The sequence below is a fragment of the Armatimonadota bacterium genome (assembly GCA_017303935.1).
Lineage (GTDB): Bacteria > Armatimonadota > Fimbriimonadia > Fimbriimonadales > Fimbriimonadaceae > JAFLBD01.
On sequence record JAFLBD010000002.1, the window covers coordinates 463,443 to 482,621 of the forward strand.

The following is a 19,179-nucleotide window of genomic DNA, read 5'->3' on the forward strand; positions in this document are numbered from 1 at the left end:
GAAGGTGCACAAAAAAGAACTCCCGCGACAACAGTCGCGGGAGTTCGAGCTCAGCAGAAACTTCGAAGTTAGCCTTCCATTTCGGCGAGCAACGGTTCAAGTTCTTGATTCTCACCAATGGCTTGCCGGATTTGAGCGGCTAGCCCTTGAGCTTCTTCCTTGCGGCCCAATCGAGCTGCAGCCAAGCCAAGGTTGATCGCGATCGGAAGCGACTGCGGCATAAACGTGATCGCATAGCGCATCGCGTTGTATTGCTCTTCGTGCTTGCCCTGCGGTGCGAGCGCATTGGCCAACTCCACAAACCCGATCTCGTTTCCAGGGAAGAGGTTGATCAGTCGTGTTGCGGCATCTTCAGCATCTCGGTGGTCTCCAATTCGGTTCAATGCAGCCGCGTAAAGTGCCCACATCTTCCAGTAATCGGCGAGCCAGTTGCGCATCGGGCGAAGAATCTTGACCGCAGCTTCAAACTCCTCGGTTTGCATTTTCTCTTCAGCTTGCTGAACAGATTCAACGCGCTTCGGTTGCTCCAATTCGACGAGCCAAGCAAGCACCTGGGCGCGAGTGTTTGGATCAGGGTTTGCGCCCAAAACATCCCGGAGAACCTTTGGCACTTCAAAACTGCGACCAGCTCCCTGTAGGGTCTGCGCATATTCGATTTGAGTCTGAACATCGGTCGGATTTTCATCCAACAGATCTTCGTACAGGTCCATCGCCTTGTCCCATTCTTGGAGGCTAGCCAGCGCCGGAGCATAGAATCGCTTGATGACATTCTTGTCTTCCGACTTTTCCAGACCTTCTTCGAAAACGCGAAGCGCTTCAGCAGTGTTTTGAACCTGCATCAAGCTTGCGCCGAGGTTAGCCCACGCGTGGCTGTTGCTTGGGTTGCTGTCCACGATGGATCGCCAGAGTGGTGGTACTTCGTGGGCGCGTTCCTGCTGGCTGATAACCTGCGCGAGGAATCCCATCGAAGGCTTGTCGTCAGGTTCCATCTCGACCGCCTTTCGGAAATTCTGCTCGGCATTGGCGAGCATTCCGAGAGATTGTTGCGCGATGCCGATACGGGTGATGAGCGCCGGTTCTTTGTCGTCGATCTTCAAAGCGGCTTCGAGAACTTCGATCGCTTCATTGAATCGTGAGGTCGACTGATACAACTCGGCGAGGACAGCTGGTCCGCGAACATCGTCGTTGACGGTTTCGTTCGCCTTTTTCAAGGAAGCTTCGATGTCGTTTGGATCACCGATGCGCAAGTTCATCGCTGCTCGGCAGAGCTGCAATAGGGTGGCGTATGGAGCCTCCCAATCGTTGTCCAAGCTGATGGCTTCGTTCAGCGCATTGTAGGCGAAAGAAGGATTGAAATCAGGGATGACTTGGCCTTGAGTCTTGTCGATGTATTGGAGCGCATCGTAACCTTCCAAGAACCGAACGAATGCTCGGCTGTTGGTCGTGCCAAACAGGTCTTCGTCGGTCGAGGCTTCGCTTGGCAACGGAGTGCCGCCTCTTTGTGCGATCTCTTCGACGAGCTTCCGCATCGATGGGAAGACATTCTCTTCGGTGAAATCGAAGGTCTCTTCGTAGAGCGGCTTCTCATCATCTCGCGAGAAAACTCGAACGGTGAGTTTGAGGTTGCCATTTTCTTCAACCAGCAAACCATCGACGGCGACATTCGCTTCCGCCTGACCAAAGAGCTGCTTGACAAATTCTGGTTCCGACAAGGATTCGGCCGGGTTGGCATTCGCAAATCGTGGTGGGTTGCTTTCATCTATCCGAACGAGATAGTTGACAGAGTGGACCTCCGACCCGGTGCGCGCGCGTACGATCTCGGCGGCGAAGTTTGCAAATTGCCGAGCAAGGGTAGCACGTGTGTTTGGTCCAGCATTAAACGGCAGAACAGCAACGCTCATAACTCAGGAATTGTACCTGCCAGCGCGCCTATCAGCATCAGACCTAGTGCGAATACTGGGGCTAGTTTCGGGCCGATGAAAAATCAAGCACGACTTTGCCCGCTTCGCCTCGCTCCAAAATCTCCATGGCGTGGTTCACATCTCGGAAATCCATCTTGTGGGTGACCACCGCGGACACGTCGAGATTCTTGTTTTGCAGTAGGTCGATCATCTGATCCCAAGTCTCCCAAATCTTGCGTCCGATGATGCCATTTACTTTTAGTCCTCGCATGATCATAGCGTTCAACTCGATCTGCTGAACGCTCTTGGGATACAGCCCTAGCAAGCTGATGCGTCCGCCAGGCCGAGTGTGCCGGATTGCGAGCGGAAGCGCAGATTCGTGGCCGCTCATTTCGAGGCTACCGTCCACACCATCCGGTGCGATGCGAGAAAGCACTGCATCGGCATCTTCTTGGGTTGGGTCGATGATCACATCGGCTCCTAACTTTTCTGCAAGCTGTTTTCGATACGGCCGCACTTCGGTGACAATCACCTTTTCGGCGCCCCACGCCTTAGCAACAGCGATGCTGAAAAGCCCGATCGGTCCCATCCCGGTGATTAGCAATGTCTGACCAGCCACTGGGCCGTCGGCAACCGTGTGCACCGCGTTTCCGAGCGCGTCCAGCATGGATGCCACTTCATGAGGGACAACACGCGGCGTGGTGCGTGCATTTTGCGCGGGCATCACGGCCCAGCCGCCAAATCCGCCATCCACATCAATCCCGAGGAGCCGAGTGTTCGCACAGACGTGGCCTTGCCCCATTTGGCACTGGCGGCAGGTCCCACAAACAATGTGCGATTCGCTGCTGATGAACTCGCCAATACGACTTGGATCGACGCCTTCTCCGACTTCAATGATCTCGCCGCAGAATTCGTGCCCGATGATTCGAGGAGGGTGGATTCGGGATTGCGAGAAGGCATCCCATTGGTGGATGTGGAGGTCGGTGCCACAAATAGAACCTCCTAAAATCTCGACTTTGACGTGCCCTGGTTTGATCTTTGGAGTGTCGACTTCGACAATGTCAACGCCAGGGGCAGGCTGCATCTTTGCAACGGCAAACACGACCTGATGGTACCGCCGAATGACGGATGAATTGGGTCATGCGCCAGCAGCAGAAAACGGCAATTGGGGCTGGATGCCTAACTCGGCCTCGCGGATAGCATCGGCAAGACCCGTGTCACGCACCGCATGATCCATGCCGAAATTGCCAAATCCGAGCGCTCTAAATGCGCGATAAGCCATGTTGTCGGGCTCTTCGGCGACGAGCAACGGGCAGAGCTTGCGCTGGTGGGCAGATAACGCACCGTGCCATGTGCCACCGACCTTAAATCGAGGTTGGACCACTAGTGTGCACTCGGCTGCGGCATAAATCAGCTGGTTGCGCTCCATCGCGGCGGAGGTGCTAAATGAAGCGCCAGACGGGCGCAGAGATAACACATTATCGGCAGACACTGCGCCGTGGCGGGCGATGAAGGGCACCTGATCAGGCTCCGCGTCATGCGTATCCGAACGCACATGCGTAGAAATGGCACAGCAAACCGCGCGTAATCCATGAAACCCGCACATCGGCACGATATTCAGCACTGGCGCGCCGAGCAGCCGTGCGGTTTTGGCCGCCGCCGCATCCACCCCGGAAGCCCCGCCCGTCACAATGCCGTAGCCCAGCGAGGTCGCTTGACGCACGGCATCGGACACCAGGCGCAAAGAATCTGCTGAAGGGCAACGCGACCCTACGACACCAAACCACCGTTTCGGCGAGCGACCCATGTGATACGCAGGACCGCCAGCGCCAACAGCCAGCGTCGGCGCACCCCACAAGACCAATGGTGCGCTAGTGCCCATGCTGGTGAGCCACCGGGCAGGATATGCAGAGTCACCGACCATGCAGATTGAGTCCGCGGCGTGTTTCATGAAATCCTGGCACCTAGATTGCGCGCCCAAAATGGCGGCCTCCGTATCGAAGCCGTGCTGACGCAGCACGCCACGCGCCGCCTTCACAAATGCGTCGAAGTCACCCTGGGAGCAAGAGTCTCCCGAGAGCACAGGCAGATGGACACGCAGGCAATGGAGCACCTGATGGGCGCGATGCCGCGGCGCCCTGGCAAAGCCGTCGCCAGCATCCAAATACAAGCACGCCAGCAATGCGCGCATCCATACTGCATCACTCATCACCAACCATAATAACATATAACTAACAACAATACATATCCATCTACCACAAGCGAAGGCACCTTGGGTGTATAACACTAGCCAGCCTCATCATGCAAAAGCACCCGACCTTGACGTTAAACCGCATCGCCCGAATGCACCAGTTGCAAATCAAAGAATGCCTGATTGTCGCACGGCAACCCCTTTCGATTGAGTTTTGCGACGTTGAGCATCCAGACGAAAAATCGGCGCGCAAACACGGTCCTTGGGTGCCTGTTCAGGCAGGACATAGCTATGGGCCAGCGTATCGCACCTTCTGGTTCCGCATCACCGGCACAGTGCCTAAAGATTGGGCGGGAAAGGAAGTCGGAATGATGGCCGAGATTGGCGGCGAGCGCACGGTATGGATCGGCAATACACCTGAACGCGGCATCGATGGCCCACACGCGGTGTACCGGCTCGCTGATGAAGCAAAAGGTGGGGAGAAAATCGATCTCGCGATCCAGGTGTATTCCGGGAATCCAAGCGTGAGGCTGATCGGAGACACGCCACCACGTAAAGAACTCACCGAGACGGTGAAATCCGCCGAACTCGTGCTCGTGGACACTCACCTCACACAGCTTCACTTTGATATCGAATTCACGCTGAGTCTGATGAAGACCTTGCCGGAGAACGACCCGGCTTACTCAACCCTCCTGCGAGCGCTAAACAGTGTTTGCAACGTATTCGATCCCAGCCAACGAGACACGATTCGCGCCGCCCGCAAGCTCATCAAAGACGCCTTGGGGAGCCTGAATTCCGAGCTCAAACACCAGATCACCGCGGTCGGACACGCTCACCTGGACACGGCATGGCTCTGGCCGCTCCACATCACGCATCTGAAGATGGCGCACACCACGGCGAACCAGCTCTATCTGCTCGAGAGGTACCCCGATTACGTGTTTGTCCACTCTCAGGCAAGTCAATACGAATGGCTCGAAGACGAGAATCCCGCACTGTTTGAGCGTCTAAAGTCCGCGATTGATGCCAAACGATGGGAAGTCGTAGGGAGCATGTGGGTCGAAGCGGATTGCAACATCACCGGCGGCGAGAGCTTGATCCGGCAATTCCTCTATGGCCGGCAATACTTCGAAGAAAAGTTGGGCGTCGTCACCGACGACATGTGGCTGCCAGACGTTTTCGGCTATGCCGCCGCATTGCCGCAGATTCTGAAAAAATTCGGCATCAAGTATTTCTTGACGCAAAAAATCAGCTGGAATCAGACCAACAAGTTCCCACACAACACCTTCCTTTGGAAGGGGATCGACGGCACCTCGATCTGGTCCCATTTCCCACCCGCAGACACGTATGTCGGTAACGGCACACCACAAGAAATAATTGAGAGTGTCCGAAAGCACAAGGACCAAGCCCGAAGCGACCAATCACTGTACATTTTCGGGCATGGTGATGGCGGCGGAGGCCCAACCGAAGAACACTTGGAGCTGCTCAAGCGCGGCCGAACTGCGCCGTATATGCCAGAAATCGAGCTCGGCAAACAAGCGATACAGTTCTTCCGCGAGGCGAAAGCGCGGAGCCGCGACCTCACCACTTGGTCGGGAGAGTTGTATCTCGAAATGCACCGAGGTACCTACACCAGTCAAGCGAACAACAAGAAGTGGAATCGACAATCCGAATTCCTGATGCGCGACGCAGAATGGCTTTGGTGCTTTGCAGGTGATCTGCCCAAGAAGTACCCACAGGCAGAAATCGAAAGGCTGTGGAAGCTTGTGCTACTCAATCAATTCCACGACATCATCCCGGGCTCTTCCGTTCGAGAAGTTTACGAAGACTCGGATCGCGATTACGCTGACATCCTCACCGGAGGGCAGGCGCTCGTTGATCAGGCACTACAAACGATTGGTGAAAAGCTTGGCGCGGGGCCGGATTCAGTGGCTCTGTTTGCCAACAGCTCCGTCCCGAGCCAAGCGTCGATTCCGTGGGAGAAAGATGAAGCCCCAACGAGTATTCAGGTTGGCAACTCGATCTATCCAGTGCAATTGATCGAGCAGTTTGACGAGCGTCAATTGATCTTCGAAACCCCAGAAGCAGCGATGGGGTCCGTTGCCGTTGGCCAGTTCTCCGACACGCCGATCACGACACGTGCTCGGCTCAAAGTTCGAGAACGAAAAATCGAGAATGGGGAGTGGTCGGTCCGGTTTGACACTAACGGAAATATCACCAGCATCACCGCGATTGATGACTCGAATACGGAGTTCGTGGAGGCTGACAAACTCGCCAACGTGTTCCAAATCTTCGACGATAGACCGAATTTCTGGGGCGCATGGGATGTCGATCCGTGGACCATGGAGACCGAACGGTCTTTGTTCAAGGCGGAGTCTGTCGAAGTCGTCGAACGCGGTCCGGTCCGGGTCGCAATTGAAGTCGTACGGCGTATCAGCGATGTCAGCTGGATTCGACAACGCATCAGCCTCGGGCCAACACCGGGGATTCGGTTTGATACGGAGATCGAATGGAGAGAAGCGCACAAACTGCTCAAGGTGGCGTTCCCACTCAATGTCAACGCCAACCGTGCCACCTACGAAATTCAGTTTGGGCATGTCGAAAGACCAACCCATCAAAACACCAGCTGGGATACCGCTCGGTTCGAAGTGCCTGCCCAAAAATGGGTAGATGTGAGCCAAGGTGACCTCGGTGTGGCTCTGCTTAATGACTCCAAGTACGGATTTGACTGTGTTGGATCAACGCTGAGAATGTCGCTCCTGCGCGCCCCAAAGGCTCCAGATCCAGAGTGCGATATGGGCCGGCACCGGTTCAGCTATGTGCTCCTGCCACACTATGATGGTCTTCAGCAAAGCGACGTCGTTGCTGCGGCATACGCGCTGAATTCGCCGCTTCGACACAAGGCACTGAATCCAAGCCAAGGTGTGGCCGACCGACTGCCGAAACTGGTGGGCATCGACACACGAAATTTGATCATCGAGACGGTCAAGAAGGCGGAGCGATCCAATCACATCATCGTCCGGCTGTACGAATGCCACAACTCGCGCGGAGTGGCAAGTCTGACGTGCGCACGGCCGATCCAGCGGGCGTTCATAGTGAACTTGGAAGAGCGCGAACCCCGCGAAATTGAGCTTGTGGACGGCATGGTGCCGATCAGCTACCTGCCGTTTGAGATCATCACTTTGATGCTTGAGGTTTGACCTCAAGCATCAATTCGGAAGCAATTGTTCTGACTTGAACTGCTCGTTGTACAGCTTTGCATACTCACCTTCGAGGGCGAGAAGTTCGCTGTGAGTGCCTCGCTCGACGATCTGCCCTGCACGCATCACCAGGATCAAGTCGGCAGCCAAGATGGTGCTTAGACGGTGAGCGATGGCGAAAGTCGTGCGACCTTCCATCAACTCGTTTAGGGAGTTTTGGATGATCCGTTCGCTCACCGTGTCGAGCGCGCTGGTTGCTTCGTCGAGAATGAGGATTCGGGGGTTTTTGAGAATGGTGCGAGCGATGGCAAGGCGTTGTTTTTCGCCGCCACTCAGCTTGTAGCCGCGTTCGCCAACCACCGTGTCGTATCCATCCGCTAATCCGGCGATATGATCGTGAATCGCCGCCTTTTTGCACGCGTCGATGATCTCCGCATCGGTGGCATCTGGCCTCGCCACGCGCATGTTCTCCTTGATGGTGGTGTGCATCAAGTAGGTCTCTTGGGTGACTGCGCCGATCACTCTGGTCAGCGATTGCAACGTGTAGTCCTGCAAAGGCGCGCCGTCGATTTTGACCTGACCCTTGTCAGGATCGTAGAACCTTGGAATGAGATAGGTCATCGTGGTCTTACCGGCACCGCTATGACCCACCAACGCAACCAATTGGCCCGGTTTCGCTTCGAAACTCACGTCGGAGAGCGTCCACTGAGTTTCCTCGCCTTCGGTGGATTCGTAAGCAAACCATACATTTTCGAAGGAGACTTCGCCGCGCACATCCTCCGGTCGCAGATCGCGAGCACCTTGGGTGTCGTTGATATCCCGAGGCATGTCCAAGTATTCGAAAATGCGGCTAAAGAGAGCGAAACTGCTCATGATCTCGACCTGCGCTCTCAGCAACCCTGTCATCGGGAAGAACAATCGCACCTGCAAGCCGGTAAACGCCATCAGCTTTCCGACCGTAATAGAGCTATCCCCGTGAGTCACCATCAAGTACCCAGCCAGCCAGTAAACGAGCGTCGGAGCCAGTTGGGTGATCATTCGGATCATGCCGAAGAACAAGTATTGAACGACCGAGTTCTTGATCTGCCATCGGGCGAGCTCTTTGTTTTCCTGAGCGAATTGGGACGCCAGCACATCAACGTGTCCAGCGGTTTTAGTTAGCAAGATCCCGCTCACCGAGAGCGTTTCTTGCATCACGGAATTCAGGTCGCTGGTTTTCTCTTGGACACCAGTGCGGACCTTGCGAGCAAATTCACCCACCCATTTGCCAACCACCATGAACACGGGCACCATGGCCAGCGAGAGCAATGTCAGCCTCCAATCGAGCCAGAACATCGCGATCAAAGCGCTGATGACGATGCCAATATTCGATAACTGGTCGGTGAGCGTGTTGCTTACGACGTTTTGAATCCCGCCAACATCGCTGATCATTCGGGTCTGAATCTCGCCGGTCCGAGTGGAGGTGAAGAACCGGAGGCTCATTCCTTGCAAGTGAACATAGAGCTTCTGGCGCAGTTCACACATGATCTCCTGGCCGATGATCACACTCCAGTAACCGTATAGCAAGGTCATACCGGCTCCGGCCAAGACCGCAATCAGAGTCAATCCAGAATAGGTTGCGATCACGTTGAGGTTGCCCTTCGAAAGACCGTCGTCAACGATATGCTGAACCAAAAAAGGAGGCACAATGCCTAGAACCACACCAATGATCACCGCAAAGATCGTTCGTATGACCTGGACGCGATGAGGCGCAAAGAGGCCCAGAATTCGGCGAAGCAATGCGCGATCAAGCTGCCTTTGCGGCTTTTGGGGATTCATGGCTTTGAGGGTACCCTCATAAGTTATGAGCAACTCCGTATTGCTGGCGCGCAACTCGAATCAGGCCCTCGGCATCGGCCAATTCGCGATCGACTTTATGGCTGGAAAGCTTGGCCCTGGTCCGAGCGCAGCGGTGCTGGAACGCACGCGGTTGTTCCACACCGATTCGGTTCTTTGCGGTCTCTCGGCATTAGCGCTACAGACCAACGCGCCGACTATCTTGCGGCAAGAAGCGCTGGAGTATCGGTGCGATGATCCCGAGCGGGCGGCATTCGTCTTCGGTAGCAACCAGGGTGTTGTCGCCGAAAAGGCGATCGTCGCTAATAGTGCAGCAGTACGGGAATGGGATAGTAACGGAACCAACTTTGGATACCGACCTGAACTTGGATTCATCGCCGGTGAGTTCGGACACAACGACTTTTATCCTGTCGTGATCGCCGCATGCCAGCAAAAGGGGCTTGACGGAGGGACGGCCCTGCGCGCGATGGTTTTGCTCGATGAGATACGCGGACGATTAGCAGAAGTCTTCTCGCTCAAAACATACAAGATCGACCACGTCGTGCATGGTGCGATTGGCAGCGCGGCGACTTATGGCGCGTTGATGGGTGCAACCGCAGAGCAGATTGAAAGCGCGATCGGAATGTTCGTGGCTCACTACATTCCATGGCGCGCGATCCGCGCTGGGAAGCAACTTTCAGACAGTAAGGGAGCGAGCGCGGCCATCAGTACCGAAGCGGCAATCCTCTGCATGAAGAGGTCGATGAACGGATTCATTGGTCCGAAAGATATCTTCCGAAATCCAGAAGCAATTTGGAGATTTTTTGAACCGACGACCTCAGGAGCGGAGCGGTGGAAGGAGAGCGGCGACAGTCCGTTTGACCTTCATCTCAGCCACAGCGGTGATGATTTCGCCGTCATGGGAATGCACTTCAAGCTCGGCCTCTATGAGCACCAATCTGCGGGGGCGTTGCAGGGACTGATCGATCTGTTGCGCGCAAATCCAAGCTTGCTGGACGATCCAAATGGCGGCGCAATTGATAAGATCGTGATCAAGGCATACGAACCAGCATTCGGCATCATTGGCAACCCGATGAAGCGTGAGCCAAAGACGCGCCAGTCCGCAGACCACTCGATGGTCTACATCATTTGTACGTTGTTGCGAAAGGCGCTGGAGAACCCAGAGGCGGTGATAGGGGCCGCCGATCAAAATGAGATTTGGAAGTCGCTAATGCTTGATCCGCATGATTTCCATGCCAGCGCGATCTTCAACGAAAAAACGCACCAGCTGATCGCCAAAGTGGAGTTTGAGCATGGCGGCCCAGAATATGATGCCAACTATCCAGACGGAATCCCGACAAGCTTGGTGATCCACTCGGGTGGTGCATCGCTGGACTCGGGCCTTGTGATGTATCCGTCGGGACACGCAAGAAATAAGACGGCCGATTTGCACGGAATCTTGGCGCACAAGTTCGAGTTGCTCGGCAAGATCGCCTTCGCCGATGGTGCCGATGTTAAGGCCGAAGTGGCAAAACTGGAAGCGATCGCCGATACCACAGCATTTGATCTGCCTCACCTGTACGACTTTGTGATCGAATCTCGGCCTGGTTACGAATAAGAAACGGCGGATAACAAAAAAATCGGGTGAGCCAAACTTGGCTCACCCGATTTTGTTTAGCTTAAAAACTGGTGATTACCAGCCTCGGCCGCCGCCGCCGCCACGACCATTGTCGCGACCTCGGCCACCGCCTCCGCCTCCGCGTCCGCCGCCGCCACCAAAGCCGCCGCGTCCACCGCCGCCGCCATCACGGCCACCGCCGCCTCCGCCAAAGCCGCCGCGTCCACCGCCGCCGCCTCCGCCGAAGCCACCGCGTCCACCACCGCCGCCACCGGCTGGTCGATCTTCGCGTGGTCGAGCTTCGTCAACTTTGATTGGTCGGCCCTTCAAAACGGAACCGTCCATCGCTTCAATAGCGGCTGCCAATTGATCTTCTGCGATGTCGATGAATGCAATACCGCGATCGGCCATCACGCGGGCGTTGCTGGGTTGATAGTCTCCGAAGTGCATCAACACTTCTTCTTCCGTTGCCGAGTAGGCAAGGTTTCCGATAAATAGGCGCTTTGTGCTCATTTTCTATGCTTCTTGCAGCATTGCAGGTTACCGACTAACGGCCTGCCCCATGGATAACGAACGGATGACGACTTAATTGAAATGAGCGCCTACGAGCGGAATTACCATCAGGACCATACAAGGCTGACGTTCGAAACTGGGTTTATCACCCAATTACGAGTCAAGTATAGCTGAATTCAACCAGAATGCAACAACTTCGGGGGATAATTAGCGGCTGTGAATCAAATTGGGCCTCAGCGCCAACTCCTCGCCGCTAGTGGTTTCATTTGGTTTTTCCTCATGGGATGCTTTGTCACCATGAGCGGGCCGGCGGGAATTGCCTTGATTCGAAAGTTTGGCTTGCCTCTCGATTCGGCCCCCCAAGTCGCCACAAGCTTCTTCATCGGATCGATGGGAGTCATTTTCGCGTCCGCAGTATTCTCGAGGCTTTTTGCCGGTGTTTGGGTGCCAAGGGTTTGTGCTGCTCTGTACTTCGCGGGGGCACTCATCGCGTCACTTTCGACTCAATGGAACGCGCTCCTTCTTGGGGTCGGAATGATCGGAGCCGCCAACGGTGGTCTATCAATCTGGTTCAACGCCGAAGTCGCCAAACAATTCGATGGCCCAAAAGTTGGAATGTGGTTGACCATCGTCAACGGATTTTGGGCAGTTGGCGCGATTTGCGGACCTTACCTTTTGTCCCAATTTAGCCAGACCCCTCAGATCCCATTTTGGTTTCTGTGTGGGAGCGCGGGAATCGGATTGTTGATGACCTTCGGTCTCAGGCAAACCGATCAGATGGAATCCGAATCACATGATCAAACCTCAAAGCTTCCAGGCCGTGTTTTCGGCCTCAGCCTCCTGCTGGGGATGTATGTCGGAACAGAAAGCTCCTGCATCGTCTGGATGACCCAGCATTTGATCTCGGCGCACGGAATGAAGCTAGAATCTGCGGCCCAGATCGGATCGATGGTTTGGCTAGCGTTTGCGGTCGGCCGATTTGGAAGCGGCAAGATGCTACAGCGTCTCGGTGCACCAATCTTCGTGGCGACTTGCATGGCGGTGGCGTGCGGCGGGCTTCTGTTGACGATGAGTTCAACAACGGTCGTCGCCGGATATATTTTGCTTGGCTTGGCGATGGGGCCGACGTTTCCTTCGGTGATCCTCTGGGGGACGAGCCTGACCACGCAAACGCACAAAGCGACCTCGATCATGGTGATCGGCGCGGCCATCGCGGCTGCCGTGTTTCCGAACCTCGTCGGTTCAATCGTAGCCAACCAAATGTCACAATTGCCGATCGTGCTGATCGTAGGATTTGGGTTGATCGTGGCCCTCGCCACGGCCTGGCGAAAGGACTTTGTTCGAGCTTAACCTAGCTCCGGTACAATCCTGCTTGAACGATGGATTATCGACGCCAGTACATCAAACAACTTTTTGAACTTGCCCCCGGCACAGAAGTTTCGGCCTACGGATGGGTGAAAACCCGTCGTGATAGCAAGGAAGTGACCTTCGTCCAACTGAATGACGGGTCTTGCTTCCAAGACCTTCAGGTCGTGATCCCGAATGGTGCCGTTTCAGACGAGATCGTCAAGAAGATGACGACGGGTGCAAGTGTTTGCCTGTCTGGAAAGATCGTCGAGAGCCCAGCCGCCGGGCAAGCGGTCGAACTGCTTTGTAGCTCGGCAGAGCTGTTTGGAGAAGCCGATCCAGCCACCTATCCGCTGCAGAAGAAGGGCGCGACGATGGAGTTCTTGCGCGAAATTGCGCACCTGCGTGGTCGAGGAAACACGTTTGGCGCGGTGTACCGCGTGCGAGCAAGAGCAAGCTACGCCATTCACAAGTTCTTCTCAGAGCGAGGCTTTCACAACATCCACACGCCGATCATTACCGCTAGCGATTGCGAAGGTGCCGGTGCAATGTTTGCCGTCACGACTTTGCTCGAGCAAGGACATCCTGATTTTCCAGCCAAGCTCAAGCTAACCGATTACAAAGAAGACTTCTTTGGTAAGCCTTCTTACCTCACGGTGAGCGGCCAGCTTGAAGCGGAAACGATGGCGCTGGGCATGACAAACGTGTACACGTTTGGACCGACTTTCCGCGCTGAAAACAGTTCAACCAGCCGGCACTTGGCCGAGTTTTGGATGATCGAACCGGAGATGGCGTTCTGCGATTTGGAAGGCGATATGAACCTCGCCGAAGAGTTTCTGAAGACGGTCATCGCCGACATCATGGACCACTGTTCTGCCGATCTCGACTTCTTCAACAAGCGGATCGAACCAGAATTGCTCTCCACGCTCAACCACGTGGTGGAATCCGGTTTCGAGCGAATGACCTACACCGAAGCGGTGAAGCATTTGCAGGCAAGTGGTGAGAACTTCGAGTTCCCGGTGGAGTGGGGCACTGACCTTCAGAGTGAGCACGAACGATGGCTCACCGAAGTCAAAGTCGGTCGCCCAGTGATTCTCACCGACTATCCAAAGGACATCAAAGCGTTTTATATGCGCCTGAACGATGACAACAAGACCGTCCGCGCAATGGACGTGTTGGCGCCGCGCATTGGCGAGATCATCGGGGGTTCGCAGCGCGAGGACCGACTGGACGTCTTGGAGCGCAGAATCTTGGAAATGGGACTTCCTCTCGAAGCGTACTGGTGGTACCTCGACTTGCGCCGATTTGGATCGGTGCCACACGCCGGATTTGGGCTTGGGTTCGAGCGGCTGCTCATGTATGTGACAGGAATGAAAAATATCCGCGACGTGATTCCGTACCACCGCGTTCCGGGATCGGCGGAGTTCTAAAATTTGGCTGAAAGGCTCCTCGATAAATCGGCTTTTCTGAATGGACTGACGTGCCCGAAGAAACTCTGGCTGAGCATTCATTCGCCTGAAATTGCGGAGCCGATCAGCGAAGGAGGCCGATTCCGGATGGAGATCGGTCGCGAAGTCGGCGAACTCGCGCGACTTCGATTCCCGCAGGGTGCTTTTCTGCAGGGGCTTTACCTAGAGGATTGCCCCGGCGACGTGGCGTTTGAGGTCACGTTTCAATCTGAGAACTTTCGCGCGCGTACCGATATCTTGCGGAGAAATGGCACCGGTTGGGATCTCATAGAAGTCAAGTCTTCGAAGCGAGAATCCACCTCACACCTGTATGACCTCGCGTTCCAGGCGATGGTGATGAAGCAGGCTGGCATTGAGCCAATTCGCTGCTTGTTACTGCTGGTTAATGGCGATTATGTGCTGCCGGAATCGGGCAAGATCGACCCGGAACAGTTCTTTACTCAGGTTGACTTGACTGAAGAAGTTCTTGCTGCTCAGCCGAAGGTCGAGGTGCTCGCGAACCAATTTCATCATCTGATTCAGTTGGAACATAAGGAGCCGCCAACGCCCGACTTTTTCGCCGCTTGCAAGGAATGTAGCTTCAAGAGCTATTGCTCGGAGTCCTGGCCAGAGCATCCGGTTTCGGTTTATCTTTCGCGGAGCAAGAAGCAGATCGAGAATTTTCGATCCAAGGGGATCATTGATTTTCGGGACGTGCCACAAGGCGAATTGACTACATCCATCCAAAGGAGCTGGCACCGCGTGCTCACGAACGATTCGATGGAAGTCGACCCCGACCTGGCCGATAGGATCGCGAACCTCGAGTATCCAGTGTACTGCATCGACTTCGAGACGGTAGGCCACTTTTTGCCTTGGATCGCGGCAGTTCCTTCGTACCAAAAGTTGCCTGTCCAGTTTTCTTGTCACCGCATCAATGCGCCCTACATCAATGGCGTTCATCCAACGGTAGACCATTTTGAATACATCTTCCGAGGGGATGGCGACCCAAGAGAGGAATTCGTCAAAGCGCTTTCGGACGTACTCGGAGATCACGGTTCGGTGATGCATTACTCTGCCGCCGAAAAAACCGAGTTGAGAAACTTAGAGACGGCTGAAATTCCTGGAGCGAAGGAGCTATCCGATCGACTCATACCAAGATTCGTGGACCTCGAAAAGTGGATCAAGGACTACTTCTGGCATCCAGGGCTCGCGGCAAAGTCTTCGATCAAGAAAGTGCTACCAATCTTAGCTCCCGATCTTAGTTACGACAGCCTGGAAATCAATAGCGGTGAGACAGCAATGGTCCGGTATCAACGAGCGATCACGGGCAAGTTGCCAACTGCGCAAGCCGAAAAGACCTTCCAAGACCTTCTGGAATACTGCAAGCTTGATACTTGGGCGATGGTCCGGATCATATGGGCGTTGCAAGACGCGCTGGCTGGAAAGAAGTTCTAGCGAACTGCTTCTCAACCCATTGGATGCCGGTTGAACGCAGAGTATCTGCCGGTGATCGAGTGCTCGAGTTGCCGCTCGATGTCCGAAAGAAGCGTGCTCGCGCCAAGCCGGAAAAGATCGGGCTGAACCCAACGAACGCCGAGTTCCTCCTTCATCATGATCAGCCAATCGCAAGCTTGTTTGGCAGTGCGGATTCCGCCAGCCGGCTTAAATCCGATCATGTAGCCTGTTTTCTCGTGGTAGCCACGAATCTGCCGCGCCATCACGATTCCGACGGGAAGAGTTGCGTTGGCCGTCTCTTTACCGGTGGATGTTTTGATGAAATCGCTTCCCGCCATCATGGCTACCAGACTTGCCCGGGCCACATTGGTAAGGGTGGAAAGTTCGCCAGTCGCTAGAATCGACTTCAAGTGAGCTTCACCGCAAGCTTCGCGGAACATCTGAACTTCGTCGTACAGGGCTTGCCAATTTTCATTGAGAACATGTTGCCGGCTGATCACGATGTCGATCTCGGTGGCACCAGCGGCCACGCTGGCTTTGATCTCGTGGATGCGCTCTCGCAGAGGCGAAAGTCCGTGCGGGAATCCTGCCGCCACAGCCGCAACCGGAATATTTGTTCCTTGAAGTGCCTTGACCGCGACTTCGACAAACTCGTGGTAGACACAAACTGCCGCCGTGGTGAGATTGAGGTCTTGTGCGTCGAGGGCCTCCAACAGTTCTGCGCGAACAGGATGCTTCGCCTTGTCGCAAAGTCGCCGTACAGTGCCGGGAGTATCGTCTCCGCTCAAGGTGGTCAAGTCCATCAAACTTATAGCCTTTAGGAGATAAGCGGCTTGATGGTTTTTCTTGACGGTGCGTCGACCAGGAAGAGTGGCGGCGCGTCGTTCGGCGGCACTTCGATTGACCACCGTTCTCTCCACCCAATCGAGATCCAGCGGCATGCCAGGATTTCGAGTGACGTGAAGCTGCTTGTTCTCGACGCGGGCCATAGGCTTCTATTTTATCCGAGCAAGGGCGAAATCAATGACTTTGCCTCAAGATTCGTCAAAACCCGGTAGGCCGGACGGTACTTCGATTCGTACTTCGGGGAATGGTGGATCGCGGGGAAATCGAGTTGCTGGACCTTTTCGTTGAGCGCAATCCAAGCTTCGTGCTGGAGGTCAAACAACTCGTCCGCGCGAAGCCTGTTGCCCAAATTTTGCCAACAACTCCGCAGAAGTTCTTTGTCTGGAATAACGCTTTGCGCCGAGCGAACAAATGCCTGGAGGAGCGCTTCAGGTTCTCCGCCTGCTTGCTTATACGGTCTCAGATTGAGGCGCACCAAGCCGCCACCATGGACCAATTCGACCAGATGTGGCTCTTCATCCAGCGGAGCGTCAAGCGTCTCCCATTCTCGTTCTAGCCACCGCCTGGGTCCTTCGTCCGAAGTGATCGCATGGTCAGCCCCACAAGCGGCGTGCAACAGCCACTTGTAGGCATCTTGCACCTGCAAGTCAGGCGTCAATGACCACTGCTCGATCGCGAAATCGAGCAAATTATCCAAGGCGCGGGGTGAAATCGGTGTCGGGTTTCACTAGTCGGCAATAGGCCGCCATCAACCTAGCGCAGTTCTCAACGTCAGTGAGAGAGAGCAACTCTACCGGAGTGTGCATGTAGCGTAGCGCAACGCCCAAAATCCCAACCGCCATTCCACCGCGACTGATTTGCATCGCATTGCCATCGGTGCCTGTTCCACCGGGTGCCACGTCAACTTGGTACGGAATGTTCTCCTTTGCAGCGCCCTCTTCAATCATTCGGAAGACGACCGGACTCGCATTGGCGCCGCGCATCACGCTCGGGCCCTTGCCAACGTCAAGCTGACCATATTTGGTTTTTGGAACACCCGGGTAATCGACCGCGTGGTTGACGTCCACGGCCAAGCCAGATTGAGGATCGATGGCAAAGGCAGCAGTTCGTGCGCCACGCAATCCGATCTCTTCCTGAACTGTTGCGACGGCATACACGCCAACGTTAGGATCGAGTCCGCCTTCTTCCTTTAGCAATCGCAATGCTTCGGAAACGATGAACGTGCCCATCTTGTTATCGAATCCGCGCGCGCTGGCTCGATCTCCCATCAGCATCTGGAACTCATATTGATAGGTGGCCACATCGCCCAATCGGACCACGGCTTCGGCTTCGGCTCGGGTCGAGGCTCCGATGTCGATCCACATCTCGTGGAGCTCTGGCTTCTTCTTGCGCTCTTCTTCGGTGAGCAGGTGAATCGCTTTACGTCCGATGATGCCAGCGATCTTTTCCTTTCCGTGTACCCACACGCGCTGACCAATCGGAACCATCGTGTCGTGCCCGCCTACGCCGCTAAAGTACAAAAGCCCCTGATCGTCGATGTAATGCACGATGAATCCGATCTCGTCCATGTGACCCGCCAACATGATCTTCATCGAAGCATCGGGGTTGAGCACCGCCCATGAATTACCATGGCTATCGGTGTGCTGGGTGTGGCTGAATCCGGAGGTGTAGGACCGGAAGACTTGTGCCGCTTTTTCTTCGTAACCGCTCGGGCTAGGTGTATTGACGATTTCTTTGAAGAACTCAAGAGATTCAGTGCGCATTGGCTCAAGCATACTCAAGCCAGCGAACCGAAGGCAGGTCAGAAGAACTTTGGACCTAATCGCGCCGTTTGTACGTGTTTAACCTTAGGGCGGAGAGTTTCATTTTGCAATTATTAGAAGAACCAGAAATCAAGATCGAAGAGCCAGCTGAGCCAGTGCTCGCAACTATGGAGGGTCGGTTCAATTTCGGTCCGTTCTTCTTTTGGACTGCGGCGCAGTTTGCCGTCGTGGTTGGTCTATTCGCCTGGCTCATGCCGGCGATGTTCCGGCAGGAACTCTCGATGCCGCTGCAAATCGTCGGGTGGACATTTGCGCTGGGTTTGCCGCTGAGCCTGTTCGAATATCTCTACCACCGATATCTGCTCCATTCCGCTGTGCTTCCGTTCCTTGGGATCATGCATCAATGCCACTCTGACCACCATGGGTTGACGAATGTGAAGGCTCCGGTTTCTCCGAAGACACCCGATAAGCTGGTGGAAGTCGACAGCAGGTACCCGATCGTACACGAGCACCAAGAAGAGTCGATGCAGTTCCCGCTGTTTGCGATCTCGATTTTCTTTGTCATTTTTCTGGTTCTTCTGGCCGTGCCAGCAAAGCTCATCTGGCCCGATCAGCCAGTAGTGCTCGCCACCATCTGCACCGCGACGTTGTCCTACGGACTCTATGAGTTCTGGCATGCGATTTTGCACTTGCCGTTTGACAAGTACTGGCAGCCTGCGATGAACCATCGTGTGTTCGGAAAGTTGGTGCGATACACCTATGGCTTCCACTTGATGCATCACTGGCGACCCACGACCAATCTAGCAGTCGTTGGATTCTGGGGGATTGCGATCTGGGATCACCTTTTCCGTACCCATCGTCGCCCAGAAAACATGCCGCTCGACAAAGCACAAGTGAGCTATAACGACGCCAAAATCGCTCGCCCGATCTGGCCGATCAGCCTTTTGGATAAGTGGCAGCCTGGAATGTATAAGGGTTCGCGCAAAATCGAGCGGAGTCTTGCCAAATTGTTTGGGATCAAATAGGCTCAAATTGCACGAGCGAAGCGGTTCACGCTTCATAATGGAACCAACAATCGGAACCAA

The 19,179-nt window shown here is 55.0% G+C and carries 15 protein-coding genes; 7 read left to right on the forward strand and 8 right to left on the reverse strand.

Annotated features, from left to right (window positions below; translation table 11 throughout):
• Positions 1-68 precede the first annotated feature (68 nt).
• From J0L72_06785 to J0L72_06795, 3 genes are all read right to left on the reverse strand, one after another.
• Positions 69-1,901, reverse strand: coding sequence for a tetratricopeptide repeat protein (locus tag J0L72_06785; protein ID MBN8690485.1), 1,833 nt, complete (start codon positions 1,899-1,901; stop codon positions 69-71).
• A 61-nt stretch (positions 1,902-1,962) separates the two neighbouring features.
• Entirely contained in the window at positions 1,963-3,003 is a 1,041-nt protein-coding gene (tdh, locus tag J0L72_06790) for an L-threonine 3-dehydrogenase (protein ID MBN8690486.1), read from the reverse strand.
• Positions 3,004-3,039: 36 nt separating this feature from the next.
• Complete coding sequence (locus J0L72_06795) at positions 3,040-3,852, reverse strand: DNA-processing protein DprA (GenBank protein MBN8690487.1); 813 nt, start codon at positions 3,850-3,852, stop codon at positions 3,040-3,042.
• Here J0L72_06795 and J0L72_06800 point away from each other — a divergent pair.
• Together J0L72_06800 and J0L72_06805 are read left to right on the forward strand one after the other, a co-directional pair.
• Entirely contained in the window at positions 3,844-4,122 is a 279-nt protein-coding gene (locus J0L72_06800; protein ID MBN8690488.1) for a hypothetical protein, read from the forward strand. The genes J0L72_06795 and J0L72_06800 overlap by 9 nt on opposite strands.
• Before the next feature lie 80 nt (positions 4,123-4,202).
• Positions 4,203-7,289 (forward strand): alpha-mannosidase, encoded by a 3,087-nt coding sequence (locus J0L72_06805; protein ID MBN8690489.1) that lies wholly within the window; start codon positions 4,203-4,205, stop codon positions 7,287-7,289.
• Positions 7,290-7,298: 9 nt separating this feature from the next.
• On the opposite strand, the gene J0L72_06810 is transcribed toward J0L72_06805, so the two are convergent.
• Positions 7,299-9,107 (reverse strand): ABC transporter ATP-binding protein, encoded by a 1,809-nt coding sequence (locus J0L72_06810; GenBank protein MBN8690490.1) that lies wholly within the window; start codon positions 9,105-9,107, stop codon positions 7,299-7,301.
• 25 nt (positions 9,108-9,132) lie between these two features.
• On the opposite strand from J0L72_06810, the gene J0L72_06815 reads away from it, so the two are divergent.
• Positions 9,133-10,722 (forward strand): MmgE/PrpD family protein, encoded by a 1,590-nt coding sequence (locus J0L72_06815; GenBank protein MBN8690491.1) that lies wholly within the window; start codon positions 9,133-9,135, stop codon positions 10,720-10,722.
• Between the two features lie 75 nt (positions 10,723-10,797).
• On the opposite strand, the gene J0L72_06820 is transcribed toward J0L72_06815, so the two are convergent.
• The gene (locus J0L72_06820; protein MBN8690492.1) at positions 10,798-11,235 is read right to left on the reverse strand and encodes an RNA-binding protein; all 438 of its coding nucleotides are present in this window, start codon (positions 11,233-11,235) and stop codon (positions 10,798-10,800) included.
• A 216-nt stretch (positions 11,236-11,451) separates the two neighbouring features.
• Here J0L72_06820 and J0L72_06825 point away from each other — a divergent pair, with 216 nt between their 5' ends.
• The 3 genes from J0L72_06825 to J0L72_06835 are packed head-to-tail and all read left to right on the forward strand — an operon-like array spanning position 11,452 to position 15,485.
• Positions 11,452-12,585, forward strand: coding sequence for an MFS transporter (locus J0L72_06825; GenBank protein ID MBN8690493.1), 1,134 nt, complete (start codon positions 11,452-11,454; stop codon positions 12,583-12,585).
• Positions 12,586-12,614: 29 nt separating this feature from the next.
• Positions 12,615-14,012 (forward strand): asparagine--tRNA ligase, encoded by a 1,398-nt coding sequence (gene asnS, locus J0L72_06830; GenBank protein MBN8690494.1) that lies wholly within the window; start codon positions 12,615-12,617, stop codon positions 14,010-14,012.
• Between the two features lie 3 nt (positions 14,013-14,015).
• Positions 14,016-15,485, forward strand: coding sequence for a DUF2779 domain-containing protein (locus tag J0L72_06835; GenBank protein ID MBN8690495.1), 1,470 nt, complete (start codon positions 14,016-14,018; stop codon positions 15,483-15,485).
• An 11-nt stretch (positions 15,486-15,496) separates the two neighbouring features.
• Here J0L72_06835 and deoC read toward each other — a convergent pair whose 3' ends face one another.
• The 3 genes from deoC to J0L72_06850 are packed head-to-tail and all read right to left on the reverse strand — an operon-like array spanning position 15,497 to position 18,094.
• Positions 15,497-16,474 carry a deoxyribose-phosphate aldolase gene (deoC, locus tag J0L72_06840; protein MBN8690496.1) on the reverse strand — a complete coding sequence of 326 codons (978 nt, stop codon included), beginning with the start codon at positions 16,472-16,474 and terminating at the stop codon, positions 15,497-15,499.
• A gap of 11 nt (positions 16,475-16,485) precedes the next feature.
• A complete protein-coding gene (locus J0L72_06845; GenBank protein MBN8690497.1) occupies positions 16,486-17,028 on the reverse strand; it encodes a hypothetical protein in 543 nt (180 codons plus the stop codon).
• Complete coding sequence (locus tag J0L72_06850; protein ID MBN8690498.1) at positions 17,021-18,094, reverse strand: M42 family metallopeptidase; 1,074 nt, start codon at positions 18,092-18,094, stop codon at positions 17,021-17,023. The genes J0L72_06845 and J0L72_06850 overlap by 8 nt, the downstream gene beginning before the upstream one ends.
• Positions 18,095-18,198: 104 nt before the next feature.
• Between J0L72_06850 and J0L72_06855 the strand changes: the two genes are divergently transcribed.
• Positions 18,199-19,119, forward strand: coding sequence for a hypothetical protein (locus J0L72_06855; protein ID MBN8690499.1), 921 nt, complete (start codon positions 18,199-18,201; stop codon positions 19,117-19,119).
• Positions 19,120-19,179: the final 60 nt, after the last annotated feature.